This is a genomic window from Bacteroidales bacterium, assembly GCA_041671145.1.
Taxonomy (GTDB): Bacteria; Bacteroidota; Bacteroidia; order Bacteroidales; family JAHJDW01; genus JAQUPB01.
In genome coordinates, this window is the sequence record JBAZBZ010000009.1 from 1 (window position 1) to 23930 (window position 23930).

Here is a 23930-nt window from a genome sequence, read left to right on the forward strand (position 1 = left end):
TATGTCTTTTGAATATATGTTCACTCACACGTTAAAATTACTGTTTTTTTCTTTATTTTTGACCCCGAGGCAGAGCCTCGAGGAATTCTTTTGATTAAATAGAATTTTTGCAAAGGTAATATTTATAATTTAGGCATCTTCATCAGGAAAGCTTCATTTTCATAAAGCCCAAGTGATTTAAGATAGTTGTCAGTCATTTCAATACTGCTATGCCTGCATTGGCGTTGAATACTTTTAATATCAACTCCAGCATTATACGCTTGTACAACTCCTGTATGCTTCCATGAGTATAAAGTATAATTACTTCCAAATCCTAATTCATCAATAATTATTCTATGACGCCTGCTCATCACATTCTTTGAAACAGGTATTTCTTGAGTTTTTCCGCAAAATAAATAATAATTATTTTTCCCTTTTAATATTTTTGAAATTTTCAGCGAATCAAACAGGGGAGCTGGAATGTCGAGATAACCTTCTTTGCAATTTTTAGATATTGCAGCCGGAATAAATATTTTTCGTTTTTTTAAATCAATATTTTCAATTTTTAACAATCGAATTTCGTTAGGACGCATGAAGCAATAGTAAATGAACTGAATAAACAACCATAGCTCTTTATCTGTTTTTAATATTTCCTTCTTTATTTTTTCAATTTCTTTAGTTGTATATGCAATGTTTTGAAGCGATTTAACTTCTTTTTGTTTCTTTAATTTAACAAATGGATTTTCTTTTATTACATCACGTTCAATTAAATTATTGAATAAAGATTTTAAACACGAATTTTTAACATTAACAGTTTTTCCACTAAATTTCTTTTCAGATAATAAATAATCAACGTACATCTGTGCTTTGAATCTATCAAAATAATTAATGTTGGTAAATGCAAACTTATTATCCTTAGCCCATTTTAAAAAAATATTCAGTGTGCTACTAAATGATAAGTAAGAACTGTTACGAAAAGTTGATTTTTTTATTTCAAGAATATTTAACAATGCTTTTTCAAGCGTTACTGATTTATTAATTTCAGTTTCTTTTTCAGATTTCTTATTTACATCTATATGGTATCCATCAGATAAAATTACATTGATAGATTTTATTTGATTTTTAGCGTATGCCCTTCGTTCTTCCTTAGTTTTATAGTTGTTTACCGAATAATCTCTTCTCCTGATTAGCATATTTTTTTGAATACTCCAAGCATAAAAACTTATATACCAACGTTGCGAAACATCACCGCCACAATCGTTCAGTGTTGCTTTTCGGAAAGGATAAAGATTCTCACCCATAATAAGTTTCTTTAAATCAAATGTGGCGACAATTGACGCAAAAACTGACGCAACATGAAAACTAAAACTTCCAAAATGTTGTATTTCAACAATTTGGAAGTTATTTGGGTGGAATATGGGACTTGAACCCACGACCCTCAGAACCACAATCTGATGCTCTAACCAGCTGAGCTAATCCCACCATATTAATATGCAAATTTACTAAATTTATTTATTTTATAAAATATTATTATATACTTTAAACGACTACATTGTTAAATTGTTGTTTTCATACTTTACATTTACTATTGATGGTTGATTTAACAATTTAGCAATTTTATTTTAGTAAAAGTTAAATTTTTAACTGTTTATAATATAACAATCATTAGCTATAATTAACCTTAAACTTAACCAAGATTACCGATAACTTATTTAAAATAGCAGTTCACTAAAAAGGAATAGTTTTTTAATTTTTTTTTAATTAATTTTATCAAATCAATTTGATAACTGATTTTTCAACCTAAAAAAAAGCAAATTAATCTTTGAAAATAAAGGTTTTGTTTTAAATATTTTTTTTAAAATCTTATGTTTTTTTATTCACTTTTAAAATATATATTTGCAATCAAATTATTTCAATAAAAAACAAAATAATTAATTAACTAAATTTATTAAACATGAAAAAAGTTCTACTAATTCTAATTGCTGTCGGAATAAGTTATTATTCTTTCGGGCAAAAAGCCACAAAGCTGGCTAACACAAACAAAATTTCTAATACAGCTATTATAATGGCTGCTCCTGTTAGCGGAGGTGAAATACCCAGTGGTCCGATAATTAATTCAAATCCAACTACTCGTAATAATCGCGTTGGATCTGAAATAGTAATCGGAAAAACAAAATATGAATTGCAAACAAATCGTTCAATGGGAAAGAGAATACTCTTACTATCAAACGGTAATATTCCGGCTGTATGGACATTTTCAAACTTTGCAGGAAGCACTAGTTATACAGACAGGGGTACTGGTTACAATCTTATGACAGGTGGTGGTGTTTGGAGTCCTTATCCTGCCGGCAGCACACCAATTACAAGTATGGTTCGCATTGAAGGCGCAAGAACAGGATTTGCAAATTACGGCGCAACAAATAATGACGGAAGTGAAGTTGTTATTACTCATAACTCTGATGCTACTAACCATGCTTACGTTTCGAAAAGAACACCATTGGGAACAGGTAACTGGTCAAATGCGGTTACTACCATGCCAATGTGCTGGACAAGAATTGCAACTGGCGGTACTAATAACAACACTGTACATTTGATTGCTACAATGACACCTGCATCTACAAGCTTTGTCAGATATAAAGGTATTTATATTCCTCTGATTTATTCAAGGTCAACCGATGGCGGTACAAACTGGACAACTGCCGACCTTTTACCGGGTTACGACAGCACAATAATAAAGAAAGCCATGGCTGAGGACTATGCTATAGATGCAAATGGAAATACAGTTGCAATAGTTCTTGGCGGATATTATAATGATGCTTATTTGTTTAAATCAACAGACGATGGAGTAAACTGGTCAAAAAAATTAATCTGGCATTTTCCTGATGCTCCTTTTAACCCTGATTCAATTGCACCTACTACTGATACAGTTCCATGTTTTGATGGCTCATTTTCTGTAGTAATTGATAATAGTGGTCAAGTTCATGTTTGGGGTGGCACTACAAGATTTCTTCAAACTGCACTTGGGTCTTACTCATACTATCCATCACAATGCGGAATGATTTACTGGAGAGATGATATGCCAACAATAACAGGTGATTTATCGCTTTGCAGCAATTTCTGCTGGCCATGGAATACTTTTATTGATAGAAATGGCAACGGGATTTGGGATTGCGTACAGCATCAAGGTTGGGTGAATATGCCATTTAATGTTGGCGGAACATCTATGCCAGGTGGCTCAATTGGTGCAGACGGACATTTATATGTTGCTTTTCAGCACATGTCCGATGCCGACCCAAATACATTCCATATTTATGGAACTGATACTGTTCCTTACAGGCATATATTTGCCATAGTTTCTTGCGACAATGGGTCAACGTGGTCAGACGCAGTTGAATTAACTCCTTTCGATGAAGGTATTGATTACGTATATCCTTCTGTTGTAAAAAATACAACTGACAGTTTACGATTGCTGTATGAGGAAAATGATTTACCCGGAACTTCTCTGAATCCATCAACAGGTAATCCCAAGCCGGCAGGATATGAACATGATATTGTATATCTTTCGGTACCACTTGGTGATTTTTCATGCACTTCAACTCCCGAGAAATCCAAAGAAGTTAATAATATAACAGTATATCCTAATCCTGCCAATGATTACACAAATATCACATACACTCTTGCAAAAGCAGGAAGCATAAATATTAGCGTAATTAACATCATGGGACAAAAAGTTTCTTCATACAAAATTGATGGAATAAAAGGAAAGAATTATAAACAATTAAATATCGAAAACTTTGCAAGTGGTATTTATGTTGTGAAGATTGAAGCCGAAGGAAAACTACTTACACAAAAGTTAATTGTAAACTAAAATAAATTTAGTGCAAACAAAAAAGCTGGCTTAATTTAAAGTCAGCTTTTTTATTTTATTAACTCTCCATTGAGCCGCATTAGCTCTGTTTCGGATAATTTAGCATTGTATCTGGCAGTAATTAATCGGTTATATGCAGCAGCCAAACTATTTTGAGCAGTAATCATTTCAATAGAAGTTGCCTGAGAAAGTTTCAATCGTTCAAGACATATTTTTGCATTTTCTTTTGCAAGTTCAATATTATCTTCTTCTATTTTCAATACTTCTAAAGAATATGAATAATTTTTAAAAGCTTTCAGCAAATCGTTATTTACCTGAAGTTTTATTTTGTCAAGCTCATATTGGCTTTTTATTACATCGAGTGAAGCAACTTTAATTTGTCTGTTAATATTAAAACCATTGAAAACAGGAAATGAAATATTAAAACCATAATTAGGTCCAATACCTTGATTAAATAACATGAGTCCGGCGCCGCTTTTACTGTAAGAATAATTATAACCTAATAAAAAATTAAGTTGTGGCATTCTTTGCGATTGAATTTCTTTTAATGATAGTTTTGAAACTTGCAAATTTGATGCATAAAGTAAAACCGACAAATTTTTATCATTTATTTTTGAAAGAATATCATTTTGAGAAATTTTAAAATTTACAGGGATTGAATCAATAACTTCAAATGGCTGTTCAATGGCTCTTGCAATAATTTGATTCAATAGATTTTTTTTCTGTTCAAGATCAACATTCAGTTGCAGCAAAACAGATTTGCCTTCATTCAGGTCAATTTGTGCCTGAAGTAAATCTGTTTTTCCACCGCTCCCGTTTTCAAATTTCACTTTTGCAATTTTAACTCTTTCTTCACTTATTTTGTTGGTTTCGATTTGTGCCAGTATTTCTTGTTTTTGTGATACAATATTGAAATATGCTGAAATTACTGAACTCAATATATTCTGTACATTATCTTTAAAACTGATTAAGCTCTGTGCTTCAAGAGTTGCAAGTTTTTCTTTTGTAATAAACATTTTCATTCCATCGAAGAGAGTCCATGTAAAACCTGCTGAAGCTGTGATTGAATTTGCATTTACATTACTCTTTTTAACTTCTGTTCCGGTTGAATATTTCTGGTCTAAATTATTTATCGTATTATTGTCGGTTGATGTAATGTTTATTTTCGGTAACATTCCTGCATTTCCGGCGGAATTATTTATACCTGCCGCAAGAGTATCGTTCGCTGCAATTAGGATATCATAATTATTTTTCAAAGCAATATTTATTGCTTCATCCAATGTCAAAACCTGCGACAACAGGTTAAAGCAACCCGCAAAAAAGAATAATATTATTAAACCTATTTTACTCCTCAACATCAATTTTCTTTTTAGTTGACAAATATGAATAAACAGCAGGTATTACGAACAAAGTTAAAATCAATGAAAACAGAATACCACCGATAACAACGATACCCATTGAAACACGACTTTTAGCTCCTGCGCCCAATGCCAAAGCAATTGGCATTGCACCAAGAACGGTTGCCAAGCTTGTCATCAATATCGGTCGCAATCGTAATGCAGCAGCATCAATTACCGCATCAACTTTTGATTCACCTTTTATTTGTTTCTGGTTTGCAAATTCAACAATCAATATTCCATTTTTAGTAACAAGCCCTATGAGCATTATCATACCGATTTGAGAAAAAATATTAAAAGTCAGGTTGAACATCCACAATGAAAGTATTGCACCCGCAATTGCAAGCGGTACAGTAAACATTATAATTAACGGGTCAATAAAGCTGTTGAACTGGGCGGCAAGAACAAGGAAAATAAGAATAAGAGCAAGGGCAAATGCAAATAATGTATTTGAAGAACTTTCGGCAAAATCGCGTGATTGCCCCGAAAGATTTGTGTTGAAAGAGTCATCAAGAGTTCCTTTTGCAATTTTATTCATTTCTTCTATTCCGTCGCTCATTGTATATCCTGGTGCCAATCCAGCCGATACGGTTGCTGATTTATAACGATTGTAATGATATAATTGAGGCGGGTTGCTTTGTTCTTCAATTTTCACAAGGTTATCAAGCTGAACCAATTCACCGCTTTTGCTTCTTACGTATAGCTTTGTTAAATCAGCAGGCTGAGTCCTGTCTTCTCTTAATACCTGACCAATTATTTGATATTGTTTGCCATTCATCATAAAATAATCCAACCTTCCGGCACTCAATGCCAACTGCAGAGTTTGAGAAATATCGAGTACCGAAATTCCGAGTTCGCTTGCTTTCAAACGGTCAATGGTAACCTTTAATTCTGGTTTATTAAATTTTAGATTAACGTCATTTGATGAAAATACAGGTGATTTTCTCACTTCATCCAGAAATAAAGGAAGGTTATCTTTTATTTTTTCAAAATTCAGATTCTGAATAACAAACTGAACCGGCAATGCTAACCTCGAGCCTCCGGTTGAAATACTTGGTTCCTGTGAAGTATAAATTCTTCCGTCATTAAACATTCTCAAATATTTATCGGCAGCATCAACAATTTGTTGTTGTGTTCTTTTTCTTCGAGACGGGTCAATTAATCCGATTCTGATTGCTCCTGAATTTGCAGCTCCCGTTCCGCTATAGCCCGGAGATACTAGTTCAAGAAGTACACTTTTTTCGGGAACGGAATCAATTACTGTTTGAGAAATTCTGTCCATGTATTTTTCCATATAACGATATGATGTACCTTCGGGAGCAGTAACACTTATTCTGAATAAACTCCTGTCTTCAAGTGGTGATAATTCTGATTTTAAACTTTTACCAATAAAAAATATTAGAATAAAACAACATAAAACTATAATTATTGACCACCATCTTTTTTTCATAAATGATTGCAGCAAATTGCGATATCCTTTGTCTAAAGAAACATAAAAGGGTTCTGTAAAGTTATAGAACCATGTATGTTTTTGTTTTTTTCTGTTAAGAAAAACATTCAAAACAGGTGTAAGTGAAAGAGAGACGAATGCAGAAATTAAAACAGCTCCGGCAACAACAATTGCAAATTCGCGAAACAATCTTCCGACAAAACCCTGTATGAACATTATCGGCAGAAAAACAACTGCAAGAGTTATGGAAGTTGAAACAACCGCAAAAAATATTTCTTCGGTTCCCTCGCGTGCTGCTTTTATTCGCGGCATGCCGCGTTCAATCCTCTTGTAAATATTTTCAGTAACGACAATACCGTCGTCAACAACAAGTCCTGTAGCAAGCACAATTCCGAGCAACGTCAGAATGTTGATTGAGAACCCGCAAAGATACATTATGAAAAACGTACCTATAAGACAAACAGGAATGTCAATCAGAGGACGGATTGCAATAAGCCAATCACGGAAAAACAAATAAATTATCAGTATAACTAATGTTATTGCTATTAACAGAGTTTCCTGCACTTCTTTGATTGAACGTCTTACGAACTTTGTATTATCAAGAGCGACATCAAGTTTTATATCAGCCGGAAGAGTTTTTTTAATTTGTTCAAGTCGTTTGTAAAACTCATCAGCAATGTCAATATAATTTGCTCCCGGCATCGGAACCAGTGCAAGTCCTATCATTGGCACTCCCGATTCTTTCATTATTGTTTCTTCGTTTTCGGGTCCCAGCACAGCATAGCCAACATCATTGAATTTTACTGTGCCATTTTGAGATTCTTTTAAAATTAAATTATTAAAATCATCTTCTGTTACTAATTTGCCTGATGTTTTTACAGTTAATTCAGTATTACTGCCATATATTTTTCCAGACGGAAGTTCGACATTTTGTTTTAATAATGCATCTTGCAAGTCCTGTATCGTTAATTGATATGCAGCTAATTTCATCGGGTCGAGCCATAATCGCATTGCATATTTCTGTTCACCCCATATTTGAACAGTACTTACTCCTGGAATTGTCTGCAATTTTTCAAGTAAAACGTTGCTTGCATAATCGGTTATTTCTAATTTATTCTTTTTTTCGCTCTGAACTGTCATTGTAATTATTGCACTGGCGTTGGCATCGGCTTTTGTTACAACGGGCGGTGCATCGATATCCTGTGGAAGCTGGCGTGCTGCTTGCGAAACCTTATCCCTTATATCATTGGCGGCAGTTTCGAGGTCTTCACCAAGATTAAATTCAACTGTAATGGCACTCATCCCTTGCGAACTTGTTGATGAAATAGAACGTATTCCAGCAATTCCGTTAATTGCTTTTTCCAATACCTCGGTAATCTGCGATTCAATAATATCGGGATTCGCTCCTTTATAACTCGTACTTACCGTAATAACCGGAGGGTCGATTGATGGGTATTCTCTTACTCCAAGAAATTTATAACCGATAATTCCGAAAATCAAAATGACTATCGAGCAAACCATTGCCAGAACAGGTTTTTTTATGCTTACCGATGATAAACTCATTCTTAATTCAGTTTTTTAAAAATTATTTCGAAGTTCGACATTAAAAAAGTTTAAAGTTTAATGTTTAAAGTTTCGGAATTTTGTGGTTTGTGCCTTTTAACTGATAACTTCTATATTCGACATTCGGTGTTCGATATTCATTATTTTTAAAAATACATTATTATAGATAAATATTAATTTGCAATTTTTTTAAATTTCAGTTTCATATCCGGCTTAAGATATAAAATACCGGTAGTTACAACAGTATCACCGACTTCCAGACCTTCTAATATTTGAACTTCCGATTCGCTTCTTATTCCTGTTACAACTGTTTTAAATAATGCCTTGCCGTTTTTACAAACAACTACTTTCTTTCCTTTTGCTTCGGGAATAATACTTTGCGTAGGTATCATTATTGTTTCAGGAATATCTTTCAAATCCAGAAAAACTTTTGCAAATGTTCCGGGTTGAAGTTTTGCTTTTTCATTATTAAAAATTGCCCTTACCTGAATGCTGCGGGTTGCTTCATCTATTTTAGATTCTATAGCATAAACTTTTCCCGTAAATTCATCGTTGTAAGCATCAATCTTGAAACGAACCTTGTCACCGGCATTAACAATCTGACTGTATTTTTCGGGAATAAAAAAATCTATCTTCAAGGAATCGGTTTGCTGAATTGATGAAATAACAGTGCCCGGGGAAATATATGCGCCTATACTGACATTTCTGAATCCAATTCTTCCGCTGAACGGCGCTTTGATTTCTGTTTTTTCAATTTGTGTTTGAACAATATCAATGTCGGCTTTTATATTGTTAAGCTGCAATAACGCATTATCATAATCCTGCTGCCCAATACCGTTCATGGAAAGCAATTGTTTGAGGCGTTGTTCGGTTGCTTCTGCTACCTGTTTCTGAATAATTAATTTTCTTAATTGTGCCTGAAGTTCGTCGTCATTTAGTTTTACAAGTATTGCTCCCCTGTTTACAAAACTTCCTTCTTTAAAATTTATTTTTATTACCTTTTCGGATATTTCCGATTGCAGATTTACCTGTTCGGCAGACAGTAGTGTTCCGCTTGCTTCAATCTGACTCAATAATTTTTCGGATTTAACAATATAGCCGGTTACAGACAATTCTTTTTGCATTTCAGCTTGTGATTTTTTATTTATCCGCGGAGCACGATAAATTTTATTATAAATTATTATAGCAACAATTATAGCAATTACAATCGAAATAAATATTTTGAAACTTTTCATTTTTGAATTTTCTTAAAAAAATCTAAGGTAACAAATGTAAAAAAGATAATTGTGAAAGTTTATTTTTTTGGAAAAATTAACACCGCACTGTTAACTTCTTTATAAAGCCGCAATAGTCAGGTGAATTTTAAATACCACAGGTTCACAAATATATGGGTGTATTTTTATTATACGAAAAATACTTTCTGTTATTAGATACTTTTAGGGACAATAGGTTTAATTAAACAATATAATTTTATTAAATTATTTTAAACTCATCACTGTCGTTGCCGAAAGGCAATGACTCGCGGTTTTTCTGAAGTTTTTCATAAGAAAGAGTAATGGTTTCGATTAACTCTACATTAGATTTTGTTTTATTTAATACAGTACCTGTATCATCCACCACCGTTGAATCGCCGGAATATACGGCTTTTTTTCCGTCGGTTCCGACTCGGTTAACTCCTATTACATAAGATTGATTTTCGATAGCACGTGCAACCAATAATGATTTCCATGCATTGATTCTGCTCTTAGGCCAGTTGGCAACATAAATCAAACAATCATATTCATATACGCAGGAACTTCTCAAAAATTTATTTCTGCTCCACACAGGAAAGCGAAGGTCGTAACAAATCAAAGGACAAAATTTCCATCCTTTATATGAAATAATAATTTTTTTTGTTCCTGCTTTAAAATGTTCATTCTCCTCAGCCAGACGGAACAAATGTTTTTTATCGTATCTTTCAAATTTTCCTTCGGGAGTCATCCAAATTAAACTGTTATAAAAAAAATCATTTTCTTTCAATATTAAACTTCCGGTAATAACACAATTTTTATTTTTTGCTGTTTCACTCATCCATTGAATTGTTTTGCCATTAGTGTCTTCTGCAAGCTTTTCGGTATTCATGGAAAAACCGGTAGTGAACATTTCGGGTAAAATTATTATATCGGTTGGTTTATTTATTGAAGAAATTTTTTCGGAAAAAAGAGCAAGATTTTTATCAATATTTTCCCAAACAATATCAGATTGAATAATTGTAATGTTTATATCCTGCATAACGTATTTAAATAACCTTAAAAAGCGATTTAATTATAATTTTTTAATAATTATAGCTGCGAGAAAACAAAAATTAACAACAAACTACAAACAACAAACTTTTTAAATTTTAATTTTTCAGGCGACTTTCAGTTTCTGAATTCCTGATTTTATCAGCTTTTGTTGAGCATAGTCGATATCAATATTGAATATTTTTTCATCTTTATCAGGCATGTCATACATGGCATCGAGCAATATTGCTTCGCAGATTGAACGGAGTCCGCGTGCACCAAGCCGAAATTCTATTGCTTTGTCAACAATAAAATCAAACACTGCATCGTCAATATTAACTTCAACTTCGTCAATTTCAAATAATTTTTTGTATTGCTTGATGACAGCATTTTTCGGTTCTGTTAAAATTCGGCGTAATGCTTCTCTGTCGAGCGGATTCAAATATGCAATGACAGGCAAGCGACCAACAAGTTCGGGAATAAGTCCAAAGCTGCGCAAATCCTGCGGTGCCACATATTGAATAAGATTTTCCTTGTCAATATTTTCTTTTTCTTTATTAATATTATATCCTATTATTTGAGTTTGGATTCTGCGTGCAATTTTTTTATCAATTCCGTCAAAAGCACCGCCGCAGATAAATAAAATATTTTGGGTATTCACCGGAATAAATTTTTGTTCGGGATGTTTTCTGCCGCCTTGAGGAGGAACATTAATGACAGCACCTTCCATGAGTTTCAGTAATGCCTGTTGAACACCTTCACCTGAAACATCTCTTGTAATTGAAGGGGTATCGCTTTTTCGCGCAATTTTATCAATTTCATCAATAAAGACAATGCCTTTTTCGGCGGCAGCCGGGTCATAATTCGATGCTTGCAATAACCTTGTAAGAATTGTTTCAACATCTTCACCAACGTAGCCCGCTTCGGTAAGCACCGTTGCATCGGCAATGCAAAACGGGACATGAAGCATTTTGGCAATAGTGCGTGCCAAAAGAGTTTTGCCAGTACCAGTTTCTCCAACAAGAATAATATTTGATTTTTCTATTTCAACATCATTTTCCTGTTTTGTTATTTTCTGGTTAATGCGTTTATAATGATTATACACAGCAACCGACAAAACTTTTTTTGCTTTTTCCTGACCAATAACATACTGGTCAAGAAATGCTTTTATTTCTTTTGGTTTGTATAAATGATTAAAAGCAAAATTTTTGTTCTTTTTTTCGGAAAATGTTTGTTTCACTATTTGTTGTGCCTGTTCAACACAATCGCTGCAAATAAAGCCATCGACGCCCGAAACTAACATTTCGGTATCATTTTTATGTCGCCCGCAGAACGAGCATTTATCTTCTTTTGTCATATTTGGAACAAAAAATAATTAGAGTTTATATTTAAATTAATTTTCCCGCAGATAACATTGATATTAGCAGAATTTATTTCAGCGAAAATCTTCGTTATCTGCGGGAGACAAAAACTTTAATTTTCATTTTTCTACTTTATGAACAGCCACTAATTATAAATTTTTTCTCGGTTTGGTAAGAATTTCATCAATCATGCCATATTCTTTGGCTTCATCGGATGTCATCCAGTAATCACGGTCGCCATCTTTCCACACTCTTTTAATCGGTTGATTTGAATGAAGTGCAATAATATCATAAAGTTCTTTTTTGAGTTTTTGGATTTCCCTTGCGGTGATTTCGATATCTGAAGCTTGTCCTTCGGCACCTCCTGAGGGTTGATGAATCATAATTCGCGAATGCTTAAGTGCAGTACGTTTACCTTTTGTTCCTGCACATAAAAGTACAGCACCCATTGAAGCAGCCATACCTGTGCAAATTGTCGCAACATCGGAAGAAATATACTGCATCGTGTCATAAATGCCAAGTCCTGCGTGTACCATACCTCCCGGAGTATTTAAATAAATCTGAATTTCCTTTCTTGTATCGGCTGATTCAAGAAAAAGCAGTTGTGCCTGAATAATGTTTGCAACATAATCGTCAATAGGCACGCCGAGAAAGATGATTCTGTCCATCATAAGACGGGAGAATACATCCATTGTTGCAATGTTTAATTGACGCTCTTCAATAATCATCGGTGAGATGTAACTATCGGCAACCACTCTGTATTTGTCAAGAGTTAACGGGTTGATGCGCCTGTGCTTTGTTGCATATTTTCTGAATTCGTCTGGTTGAAACATAGTTTTTGGTTTTTAATGTAAATGTTCGGTTAATAATTTAATATAATCATCATACGAAATTTCTTTTATTTCCGATTTGACTTTTTCTTTGAAAAAAACTTTTAACTTTCCGTCAAATAATTCTTCATATATCTTTTCAACTTGCTTTTTATCGGACATTACGCTTTGCACAACTTTTGCAGTTTCCTCAGGAGTTGCTTCCTTTTTGATGTAGCTCCATTGCTTTTCAATATATTTTTTAATGTAATCTTCTATTTCTTCTTTTTTTATTTCAATATTATTTTCTTTTGCAATGTAACTTTCAATTATTTGCCATTTTAAGCTTCTGGAGTATTTTTCGTATTCTTTTTCGATTATGTCCTGTGTTACTTTTTCATTGCTTTCCATTATGTATCTCTTTAGAAACACATCGGGAAGTATCAAGTCGGTTTTTTCAATAAGCTCGTCAATAGTGTCGTGCATGAATTTCTGAGCTGTGTCAACTTCAAAAGATTCTTCGAGTTTTTCAGTTACTTTAGTTTTAAATTCTTCATCAGTGTTTACAATTCCTTCGCCAAAAACTTTATTAAATAAATCCTGATTTACTTCAGCAGGTACGAATCTTATTATTTCGTTAACGGTAAACTGAAAATCAGATTTAAGGTTTTCAACTTCTTCCTTTTTTATTTTCAGCATGTATGCCAAATCCGTAGTATTTTCAAATGCTTCAGAGGGTTTAACTTTTACAATATCTCCTTTTTTTATTCCAATAAATTTATTTCTCGATTCTCCATTAATTTTATTTATTGCAACGGAAGTAATGTTTTTTATTCCGTTTTCTTTAATGCTTCCTTCTTCATTTAATTCAACAAATTCGCCTGATAAAACATCGTTGCTTTCAGAAATTTCGGGATTTGTTCTTTCAGAATATGTTTTTGAATAACGTTCTATTTGCTTGCTGATAACATTTTCGTCAATTATTATTTTGTATTGCTGAACTTCTATTTTTGAAAAGTCAATATTTACTTTTGGTTTAATGCCAAGGTCAAAATAAAATTCATAATCACTTTCATTTTCGAGGTCAATTGGTTTTGTTTTTTCGACATTAGGCAATGGACTTCCAAGTATTTCAATATTATTTTCTTTCAAATATTTTTCAATTGAGTCATAAGCAGTTTTATTAACTTCCTCGAGAACTACAGATTTTCCGTACATTTTTTTTACCATTCCCTGTGGAACATGCCCCGGTCTGAAACCCGGCAAGCTCATTTTTCTCTGAAGTTCCTTTAGTTGTTTATCAACCTTTGCGAAATAATCTTCTTTTGCAACTTCCACTTTCAACGTAGCATTAAGCTCGTCAACATTTTCTCTTGTGATATTCATCTTTCAACTTTTTTAATTATTTTGGTGCACCTCATGGTTCTTAGTTCGAACCAATTTATTAATGATTTAAAACTAATTTATCAATTTAAAATGCAAAGGTAGAAAAATAAATATATAAGTAAAAAACAATTTAATCCCGAACCTACGTTGATATTAAAGTTAAATAGTTAACAAGATTTTCAAAATACACGAATACCAATAAAAAGCACAGGTTTTTCTCAAAAGCCAAGACCACCCCCTTTCGCAATTACCTGCCGTTATTTGTTTTGAAAGCACATAATATATTATACCATTAAAACCTATTAAAAAGTACTATAAAATATTAGCAAATAGTACATTATATCAAAAAACCCTTTATTTTATTTTTTAAAACAAAATTTTTATTTTATTATTGCTTCATCAAAATCAAAAAAAAGGGAACTAACTAAAAATTAAAGTATATGAAAAAATTAATTCTAACAATTTGCGTTATTTTGTTCATGGTACATATAATAAAAGCAGGAGGAAATCAACCAAATCCTCCGAGTGATTCTACTTATGCTCAATTAACTTTTCAGACCACAATCCATGATTACGAGCAGGTAACAAAAACAGAATCCAATAACGTTCCTGCCGGTGATTATACTTTTACTTTCACAAACACTGGCACAAAAGCATTAATTATTGATTCGGTAAAAACAAGTCCCGACTATGTTACAGTAACATGGTCAAATACTCCTGTGTTGCCAAATGGCACAGGAACTATAACCGTTAATTATAACACTACAATGCCTGGCATTATTAATAAACAGGTTTGTATTTTTTCAAATGCGTTAAATTCTCCTGTAGTGTTGACAATAGTTGGGAATGTAACCAATTAGTGTTATTAGTCATTTGTCAATAGTTATTAAAAAATAAATTCTGAATATAAATATAAAAGTACCGAAACTATAAACCATAAACATTTTATAATTATGAAAACACCTGCAAATACATTAAAACATGCCACTACAGCCGTAATCGTTTTTACACTGATTTTATTTAATATTTTCTCAACAGCATTAGCAGCAACAAGAACGGCATCAGTAACAGGCAACTGGAGTTCGACAACCACATGGGGCGGCTCGTCAGTTCCAACGTCTTCCGATGATGTTGTTGTTAACAGCGGAATTACCGTTACTGTGGATGCTGCTGCTGAATGTAACTCCATAACAATAAATGCGAATAGTGCAGGTTCAGCAAATGGAATTACAATCAGCGATTCTTATACATTAACAGTTACCGATGCTATTAGTATCACTGCCCCATCGTCATTTAAAACATCACTAATCGCTGTAAATGCAGGAACACTTAATGCAGGAAGCATTGCAATACATGGAGGTTCTCTTGCCACAAGTTCACTAACAGTTTCTACTGGTACTATTAATTGTTCAGGTGATATTTCATTCACAGGTGGACCATCTGGAGTAAATCTCACATTCACAGGAGCAGGAACATTAACCATCGGAGGAAACCTTGGCTCAGGTGGAACACTCACAGCATCAACAGGAACAGTAAATTTTAGCGGTTCGGGCACACAAACCATTGCCAGTTATACATTCAATAATCTCACAATATCAGGCACAGGAAATATTTCAGCAATAGGAAATTTAACAGTAAACGGAACTTTATCAGTTTCATCAGGAAGTGTCCTGAATTTAACTTCAAGTTATGTTTTGTCAGGTACATTATCAACAATAACAAATGATGGAACAATAAAAACATCGTACACAACAGGATACTATTCCCCAATACCAACAGGAAAAACATGGGGCGGAACAGTAGAATATGCTTCTGCTTCCGGCTCCCAAACAATAGTTGCAGGAACATACAATAATTTACAACTTGATAATACAAGCGGAACTAATACCGCAGGCGGAATTTTAACAGTAAATGGCACTCTGACAGTACCTGCCAACGGAACATTAAGCATGAGCAGTTATAAATTACAAGGCACATTAACAACAATAAATAACAGCGGAACAATTACAACGAGTGTGTATAATGATGCAACACCAATACCCTCAGGCAAAACATGGGGAGGTACAATAAATTACGACCGTTTTATGGGAGGACAAACAATAGTTGCAGGAACTTATAATAACTTAACAATGAATACCGGCACAAACACTGCCGGAGGCGATATAACAGTTAACGGAACTCTTACATGCAACACATTTAATTTAAGCACATATAAGCTTGATGGAAATTTATCAACTGTAACATTCAGCGGCACAATTAAAACATACTGCACACAAAACCCACCACTCCCCGCAGGAATTAACTGGTCAGCGAACAATGGAACAGTTGAATTTGCTGCAAGCACAGGAGGACAGTATATTCCTGCCGGAACATATTATAACCTGCAACTCGATAATACAAGTAATGCAAATACAGCCACAGGCAATCTTATAGTGAACTACAGTGTAACAACTCAGGCAGGCGGTACTTTGGATATGGCGACATATACACTTGGAGGTAGCTTATCAAATACATTTATGGCAAATAACGGAACTATAAAAACATACAATACAAGTTCAACGCCAATCCCATCAGGAAAAACATGGAGCGGAACAATAGAATATGCAACTCAAACAGGAGGACAAACAATTGTTTCAGGAACATATTATAATTTAAAACTTGACAATACAAGCGGAACTAACACAGCAGGAAGCAACCTTACAGTAAGCAATGCGTGGACTACCACTACCGGTGGAACTTTAGATATGGGCACATATACACTTTCCATTAATTTATACGCATACCATAACGGCATATTAAAAACTTCAAACACATCTTCAACGCCATTTCCTTCAGGAAAAAACTGGACTACCGGCGGCTATACAGGAACATTTGAATTTGCAATACTTTCAGGAGGACAAACAATTCCTACCGGAACATATTATAATTTACAACTCGATAATACAAGCGGCACTAATACTGCCGGTGGTAATTTAACAGTAAATGGCACTCTAACAACAACTGCCGGAGGTACTTTGAGCATGGGTTCTTTCGGCTCCTATAAATTGTTGGGAACATTATCAACAATAAATAATAATGGAACAATTGTAACATACTCATACGCTGATGCCACACCAATACCCACAGGCAAAACATGGGGAGGCACAATAAATTACGCTTACACTGGCAGTAAGCAGACAGTTGTTGCAGGGACATACAACAATTTAACAATAAGCGGCGGAGGTACAAGCACAGCAGGAGGCAATATAACAGTTAACGGCACTTTTACCAATGGAACGAGTGAAAATTTTGAAACGGCTAATTATATTATAAATTGCAAGGGAGATGTATCAAACAGCGGACTTTGTTATGATTTGGGATGCGGAACAGGAAAAATATTACTCAACGGAACCACAAACCAAAATATAAACGGCGGACAATTTGAACGTCTTGAATTGGATAATACAGCAGGAGTAACACTAACAAATTCAATAACAATAAAGGGCTCAGGCACGGGTTGTAATTCGAGATTAATAATGACCAACGGAAATCTAAACCTGAACGGGAATCACATAACATTAGAAACAACTTACGGAGCAATAAGTAACGAAACCAATGACAGAAGAATATATGATGCAACAGATGACGGCTATATTACTTTCACGAAAACACTTTTGGCAAATACTACTTACGACAACATTGCCGGCATGGGAATTAAAATAATAACAGATGGAACAGCACCCGGCTCTACAGTAATAAAGAGAGGACATAAAGTACAAACCTTACCAATCAATTCTTCAATTAAAAGATACTTTGATATAACCCCAACAACAGATCAAGGGCTTAATGCAACATTACGCTTATCCTATTTCGACAATGAACTTAACGGCTCGCAGGAAGCTGCATTTAACCTTTATCGTTCAACAAACACAGGAAGCACATGGTCTACAGAAACTCCCACTTCTATTGATTACATAAATAATTATGTGGAAAAAACAGCAGTAAATTCTTTATCCCGATGGACAATTGGAAGCTATTGTACAAATACTTTAGCTATAAATCCACCAACAGCAACAATATGCAATGGAGCAACAGCAAGTTTAACCGCAAGTGGAGCCGATACATATACTTGGAGTAATACTGAAACAGAAAGCTCAATAACGATAAATCCGACAACTACATCAACATATAGTGTAATTGGAATAAACAGTAGTGGATGTACAAGCATTGCACAGGTGGTTGTAACAGTGAACACGTTACCAAACATAACAGCAAGCGGAGCAACAATATGCGAGGGAACAATTGCAAACATAACAGCAAGCGGAGGCAACACATATATTTGGAATAATTCGGCAACTGGAAGTTCAATAACTGTAAATCCTACAGCAACAATAACATATTCTGTAACGGGAACTGATGGGAATGGATGTACAAACATCGCACAGGCAGTTGTAACAGTAAATTCATTGCCAACTATTACTGTTAATAATGCAATAATATATATAGGTTCATGTGCAACTCTCACAGCAAGCGGAGCAAGCATATATACATGGAATTACGGATTGGGAACAGATAATCCGATAACTGTTTGTCCTACTGTAAATACTACTTATTGTGTAACAGGAACAGATGCCAATGGCTGTACAGCAACTGCAAGCACAATAGTAATATTATTAAATCCAAATTTTGTTGATGGGAAAATATATTTCAAAATAAAAGAACTTAAAAGTTCTGTAAGTATTGATGACCCCGATTTTCAAATTCTGAACCAGAAATATTCGATAACTTCTTTTGGTCAGGCATTTACTGAATACAGAGCCGTTTCATCCGAGCTGGATAAAATATATAAAATGCAAATAGCAAACATTGGCTTAATAGATAATGCTATTGCGGATTTGAAAAATCTATTTTATATTGAATATGCTGAAAAATGCCCTATGGTGAAGCTATTTCAGGATGACCCCGAGTATGTGAACGGACACCAGTGGTATCTGAATACTATTAATGCAACAAATGCATGGAATGATATTTCCGGAAATAACAATCATGCTGTAATAGCAATTATTGATAATGAATTTTTTACAACGCATGAAGATTTACAGGGAGTATTTTTACAAGGTTGGGATTTTGCAGATAATGATAATAACGTTAACCCTCCTTTAAATCACCAAACACAACATGGAACAGGTTGTGCAGGTATGGTTGGTGCTCTGACTAATAATAGTATTGGCATTGCATCCATTTCACATAATAATGTCGGAAATCCAAGATTGCAAATATTACCTATAAAAGTTCAAAGAGACGATAGCCTTTTACTCAATCGTTCTTCTATGATGGATGCAACGTGGGTATATAACGGGTTAGCTTATGCTGTTTTAAACACTACACATCCAAAAGTTGATGTAATAAGTATGTCGTGGGGATTCTATGCTGATAATTCAGTTAATGTTAATGGTAATTTTTATACTCTACAGCAATTAATAAATGAGGCATATAACAGAAATATAGTTTGTGTAGCAGCAGCGGGAAATGAGGGATGTCAATATAGTCAATTCTGCCCGACCATAGGAGGCACCTTGCATGTTTATCCTGCAGAATGCGAGCATGTAATTACTGTTGGCTCAACAGATTCGCTTGACCACAGAACAGTTTTTACAAATTTCGGAAATGCTATTGATGTTATGGCACCCGGTGGCTATGCAATACGAACTACCGCTTCAAACCCAAATAATACAAGTTCCTATACTTATGTTGCAGGCACATCATGTTCCTGCCCGCTTGTTGCAGGAATATGTGGTTTAATGAGGGTTTTAAAACCAAACTACGATGTAAATTCGATAGAAACCTGTTTGAAAAATGGTTGCATTAACATTGATGCACAAAATCCAGGATTTAATGGTGCTTTGGGTGCCGGAAGAGTGGACGCACATAATGCTTTGACATGTATAAACAATGCGGTACCATCGGCAAAAATAATTTGGCAATCATCACAAACCACTTGTGCCTACACACCACAAAAAGTATTATTGGATATTCACGGAGCTACTCCATATCAAGTTACACTAAGTAATGGACAAATTTTAAATACATCAGCAAGACCTTTTTATGCAGATGTAATTCCTGATTTGACAAATAGCACTATTTCCATACAAAGTGTGACTGATGGAAGCGGAGCAAATGCAACAATTTTGGGTAATGGAGCTAATTTTAATGTAGTGAATTGCTGCGGAACATTACTGGGTAATGGTAATTTTAATGATTATCCAGGACGGTGCGGCCATGGGGAATTTGTTGCAGATCAGCATTGTTATACTAATAATAAAGATGGTCATGGTACTTATATGATTAACTATATTTCTTTAACAAAAGGAAATGCTTTATATGAAGATGGTCCTTTTGGGGTTCCTGTGGATACAGCATTTTGTTGGCCACAAAATGAACTAAGATTACCTTGGAGACTTTGGGAACAAAATAATATAAACATAACTCCCAACAATCAATATTTCATAGGTTTCTTCACAAGAGGTGGTGCTTCAAATTGTATAACGTTTACAGGTGATATGCACTTACGAGTTAGAATGACAGATGCTGGTGGCAGAAGAGATTCGATGAACTTCATACCGCAGGGAGAACCAATTCACTCCGGGTGTACTGGAAATACTCAGGGTTCCAGTGATAGTTTATATCAAAGTAGTTTTGTGTGGAACTGTCCATTGAACTTTGTTGGTCCAATCACATTTTCATTATTGCAAGTTGATAATTTCAATGGTTACGCTTATGATTATTATATTGATGATATAGAACTAAGACCAATAAATAATTATGTTGTAACTTTAAATCCTCCGAGTTCAACAATTTGTCCGGGTGATTCGGTTGTATTAACTGCTAACGGAGCAAATACATATATATGGAGCAATGGCTTAGGAACAGGAAATCAAAAAATCGTAAAACCTCTTGCAACCACAACATATTATGTAACCGGAACAAATGCCGGCGGTTGTACAAATATTGTATCGGCAGTTGTTACCGTAATACTTAATGTTACAGACACAATTACTAACGAAACCTGTCATTCCTGTAATGGCTCAATAATTCAAACAGTAGCATTAACATGTGGAACACCTCCGTTCAGCTATTTATGGGATATATCAGTAGGAGAATTTGGATATCTGACAACCAAAGATGCAAACAATCTATGTCATGGGGTATATACCTGCACAATAACTGATAGTATCGGCGGCCAATTTGTTCAACATTATACAGTGGGATATAACAATATGCCGGGAATGGATAAAACAGTTTCATACACGGGACAAAATGCAGCTGATACAAATTTATGGCCAACAGTAAATCCATTTGGGCAGAATATCGGAGTGGAAGGCAACCTTACTATTAACAGAAATATTACTTTCACAAACTGTACATTTAATATGGCTGCGGGCACATCAATACATGTGAATGCGGGATACACACTAACTCTGAATAGTTGTGTAGTTCAAGCAAGTCCTGTTTGCAGATTAATGTGGGATGGAATATACGTAACAAACAGTACTGCAAAAATCGAAATGGTTAATTGTATTGTTTCAGATGCTAACTATTCTGTAAGAATTGAATATGGGGGTAATTACAACATTACGTCATCAGATTTTAATAACAATTACATTTCATTATATATTGGGAATATGCCCGATGGCTCTGGTTCTACTGGTTATTTAGATATCAATAAAAGGTTTTCCGGTAATACAATAACTGCAGGAGCATTGTTGCCAGGAGGATATGGTAATTTTTCCTATTATGGTGCATATATAAATACTTATCACGGAACATATTTAGGTAATGATTTAATTCAAATAATTTTATACGATGATGTATTCAATGGTAATTTTGTAAACTCAGTTTATATGTCTGATGCCGATGTTAAAATTGATAACATTACAATAACTAACAATGGAGGTACTGGCGCTAAAATTAGCAAGATACCGCAGAAAATTGATATAATAAACAGTCATATAAGCGGAACAGGTTATGGAATATATTTTACAAGTTTTTTTGAAAATTTAACATCTTATCAGAAACTTTTGAATATAGACAACAATACGATTAGTAACTTTGACAATACAGCAATATATTTTAATGCTGCTTATAATTATCCCTACACTGTAAATGTTACTAATAACAATATAGACCAAAGCCCAAAAAACGGTGGAACAGGAATACAGGTAATGGCTGTATATAGTGCCGGAAAAGCAAATATAAACTACAATAGAATAATAGGCGCCAGCGTGAACAAAGGAATATCAATAGACAATTTTGCTGCTCCATATTCAAGTATCGAAGCAAATACTATAGAAATATACAGTTCTTCGCAAGCGCCTGCTGTTGGCAGATATGGAGGTATAATTGCTCATAATTGTGCAAATATAATAATACGATTTAACGCTGTACATGGACCCGATTTATGGAAATATTGGATAAACGGCATAGAAGTAGAATATAGTGCGGGAGCAAGAGTTACATGTAATAACGTTAATGATGTGGGATTTGGTTTGTGGTTTGGAGGCAATTGCCCGGGAACACAAGCATTATGTAATACAATGGATAATTATCTTGTTGGTTTTAATTTAAACTGGAACCCGGGTATGGGACAGCAAGGTTCACAAACTCCCGATGCTCCCTCCGACAATCAATGGGAAGGATACATGCCGCCGCTACCTGATGGAGCTCATACACGTGCAACCGAATCTGATGGTTCACAAACTCCTTTATTTGTGAGAAATAACAATGGGCTCAATCCTCCTTTAGTTCCTACTGTTAATACTTATAAGGGAATAGGAATACCAATTGCAATTAATGATTTTCATAGTAATACACCTATAGGTGAGGGTGTCTGTTGGTATGCGCTTATGACAGGAAAGAATCCAAGCAACAATAGTGTAAGCGGCAATACGAGAGGAATCAGGGACTCGGAAAACGATAGTATAGAAAAACGAGATAGCATAGAAAAAATAATTGCTTATAATAAATTCAAATATACCGTCAATCCCGAAGAAAACAAATGGCTCAATATGGCATACTTATATTCAAAGCTTGATAAAAACAAGAATTCATTGAACAACGATGCACAATACCAAAAAGTATATGACAGCTTAAGCACTACTTCGGTGGATAATATACATGGCTTTTATAAAGAGCTTTCGGATACAACAGCAAGCAATAAGCAACAGGTGATTAATAACCTCCTTATGCTTAATAATAGCATTGTTCCGACAACTTTGGTTGATGAAACATATAAAAAAGTAAATAGCATTTATCTTGAAACTTTTGCAGTAAATAACATTAAATTGACACCACAGCAGATAAGCGATTTAACTGAAGTTGCAATGCAATGTCCTTATAAATACGGTAATGCGGTAAGTGAAGCAAGGGCTATGCTCAAATTACTTGATAGTAGCAGTGTATTTATGAACGAATGTGAAAAGCCAGTTGTTATGAATAATGAAAGAAGTAGAGGAAATGGGAAAAATGAAAAAGGGAACGGAGAAAGTTCAAGTATTTATGAAAATAATATAAGCAAGCCATTTAATGTTTACCCGAACCCCGCAAATGACAAGCTATTTGTTGAATATAACTTGAATGAAAAACAAACCGGTAGTTTTGAACTATATGATATTATTGGGAATAAAGTAGCTTCATATAAAATTAACAGCAATCTTAATTCAATGCAAATATCTATCAATAGTTTGCAGGGAGGAATTTATACTTATAAAATTATTGTTGATAACAATGTTGTAAAAGTAGATAAACTTGTAATAATCAAATGAAGATTTTGAGTTGGAAGTTTGGAAAAGGTTGCGTTAATTTGTAAAAGGATGCAACC

At 34.2% G+C, this 23930-nt stretch carries 11 protein-coding genes and 1 tRNA gene; 3 read left to right on the top strand and 9 right to left on the bottom strand.

Going from position 1 to position 23930, the window contains the following annotated elements; all coding sequences use genetic code 11:
• Positions 1 to 122 precede the first annotated feature (122 nt).
• Entirely contained in the window at positions 123 to 1280 is a 1158-nt protein-coding gene (locus tag WC223_04930) for a tyrosine-type recombinase/integrase (GenBank protein ID MFA6923581.1), read from the bottom strand.
• 107 nt (positions 1281 to 1387) lie between these two features.
• Positions 1388 to 1461: transfer RNA gene (locus tag WC223_04935), tRNA-His, on the bottom strand.
• A gap of 472 nt (positions 1462 to 1933) precedes the next feature.
• Here WC223_04935 and WC223_04940 point away from each other — a divergent pair.
• The gene (locus WC223_04940) at positions 1934 to 3847 is read left to right on the top strand and encodes a T9SS type A sorting domain-containing protein (GenBank protein ID MFA6923582.1); all 1914 of its coding nucleotides are present in this window, start codon (positions 1934 to 1936) and stop codon (positions 3845 to 3847) included.
• Positions 3848 to 3897: 50 nt separating this feature from the next.
• Here WC223_04940 and WC223_04945 read toward each other — a convergent pair whose 3' ends face one another.
• The 7 genes from WC223_04945 to tig all read right to left on the bottom strand — a co-directional run bounded on the left by WC223_04945 (position 3898) and on the right by tig (position 14074).
• Positions 3898 to 5205 carry a TolC family protein gene (locus WC223_04945; protein ID MFA6923583.1) on the bottom strand — a complete coding sequence of 436 codons (1308 nt, stop codon included), beginning with the start codon at positions 5203 to 5205 and terminating at the stop codon, positions 3898 to 3900.
• Complete coding sequence (locus WC223_04950; protein ID MFA6923584.1) at positions 5192 to 8257, bottom strand: efflux RND transporter permease subunit; 3066 nt, start codon at positions 8255 to 8257, stop codon at positions 5192 to 5194. Before WC223_04950 ends, WC223_04945 begins: the two co-directional genes overlap by 14 nt.
• Before the next feature lie 173 nt (positions 8258 to 8430).
• Entirely contained in the window at positions 8431 to 9492 is a 1062-nt protein-coding gene (locus tag WC223_04955; GenBank protein MFA6923585.1) for an efflux RND transporter periplasmic adaptor subunit, read from the bottom strand.
• A 238-nt stretch (positions 9493 to 9730) separates the two neighbouring features.
• Positions 9731 to 10528 carry an amidohydrolase gene (locus WC223_04960; protein ID MFA6923586.1) on the bottom strand — a complete coding sequence of 266 codons (798 nt, stop codon included), beginning with the start codon at positions 10526 to 10528 and terminating at the stop codon, positions 9731 to 9733.
• A gap of 117 nt (positions 10529 to 10645) precedes the next feature.
• Positions 10646 to 11875 (bottom strand): ATP-dependent Clp protease ATP-binding subunit ClpX, encoded by a 1230-nt coding sequence (clpX, locus tag WC223_04965; protein MFA6923587.1) that lies wholly within the window; start codon positions 11873 to 11875, stop codon positions 10646 to 10648.
• A gap of 153 nt (positions 11876 to 12028) precedes the next feature.
• A complete protein-coding gene (gene clpP / locus WC223_04970; GenBank protein ID MFA6923588.1) occupies positions 12029 to 12712 on the bottom strand; it encodes an ATP-dependent Clp endopeptidase proteolytic subunit ClpP in 684 nt (227 codons plus the stop codon).
• Between the two features lie 12 nt (positions 12713 to 12724).
• On the bottom strand, positions 12725 to 14074 hold the full coding sequence (gene tig / locus WC223_04975) for a trigger factor (GenBank protein MFA6923589.1): 1350 nt from the start codon (positions 14072 to 14074) through the stop codon (positions 12725 to 12727).
• Between the two features lie 440 nt (positions 14075 to 14514).
• Between tig and WC223_04980 the strand changes: the two genes are divergently transcribed.
• On the top strand, positions 14515 to 14934 hold the full coding sequence (locus WC223_04980; protein MFA6923590.1) for a DUF1573 domain-containing protein: 420 nt from the start codon (positions 14515 to 14517) through the stop codon (positions 14932 to 14934).
• A gap of 93 nt (positions 14935 to 15027) precedes the next feature.
• Positions 15028 to 23874 carry a S8 family serine peptidase gene (locus WC223_04985; GenBank protein ID MFA6923591.1) on the top strand — a complete coding sequence of 2949 codons (8847 nt, stop codon included), beginning with the start codon at positions 15028 to 15030 and terminating at the stop codon, positions 23872 to 23874.
• Positions 23875 to 23930 lie beyond the last annotated feature (56 nt).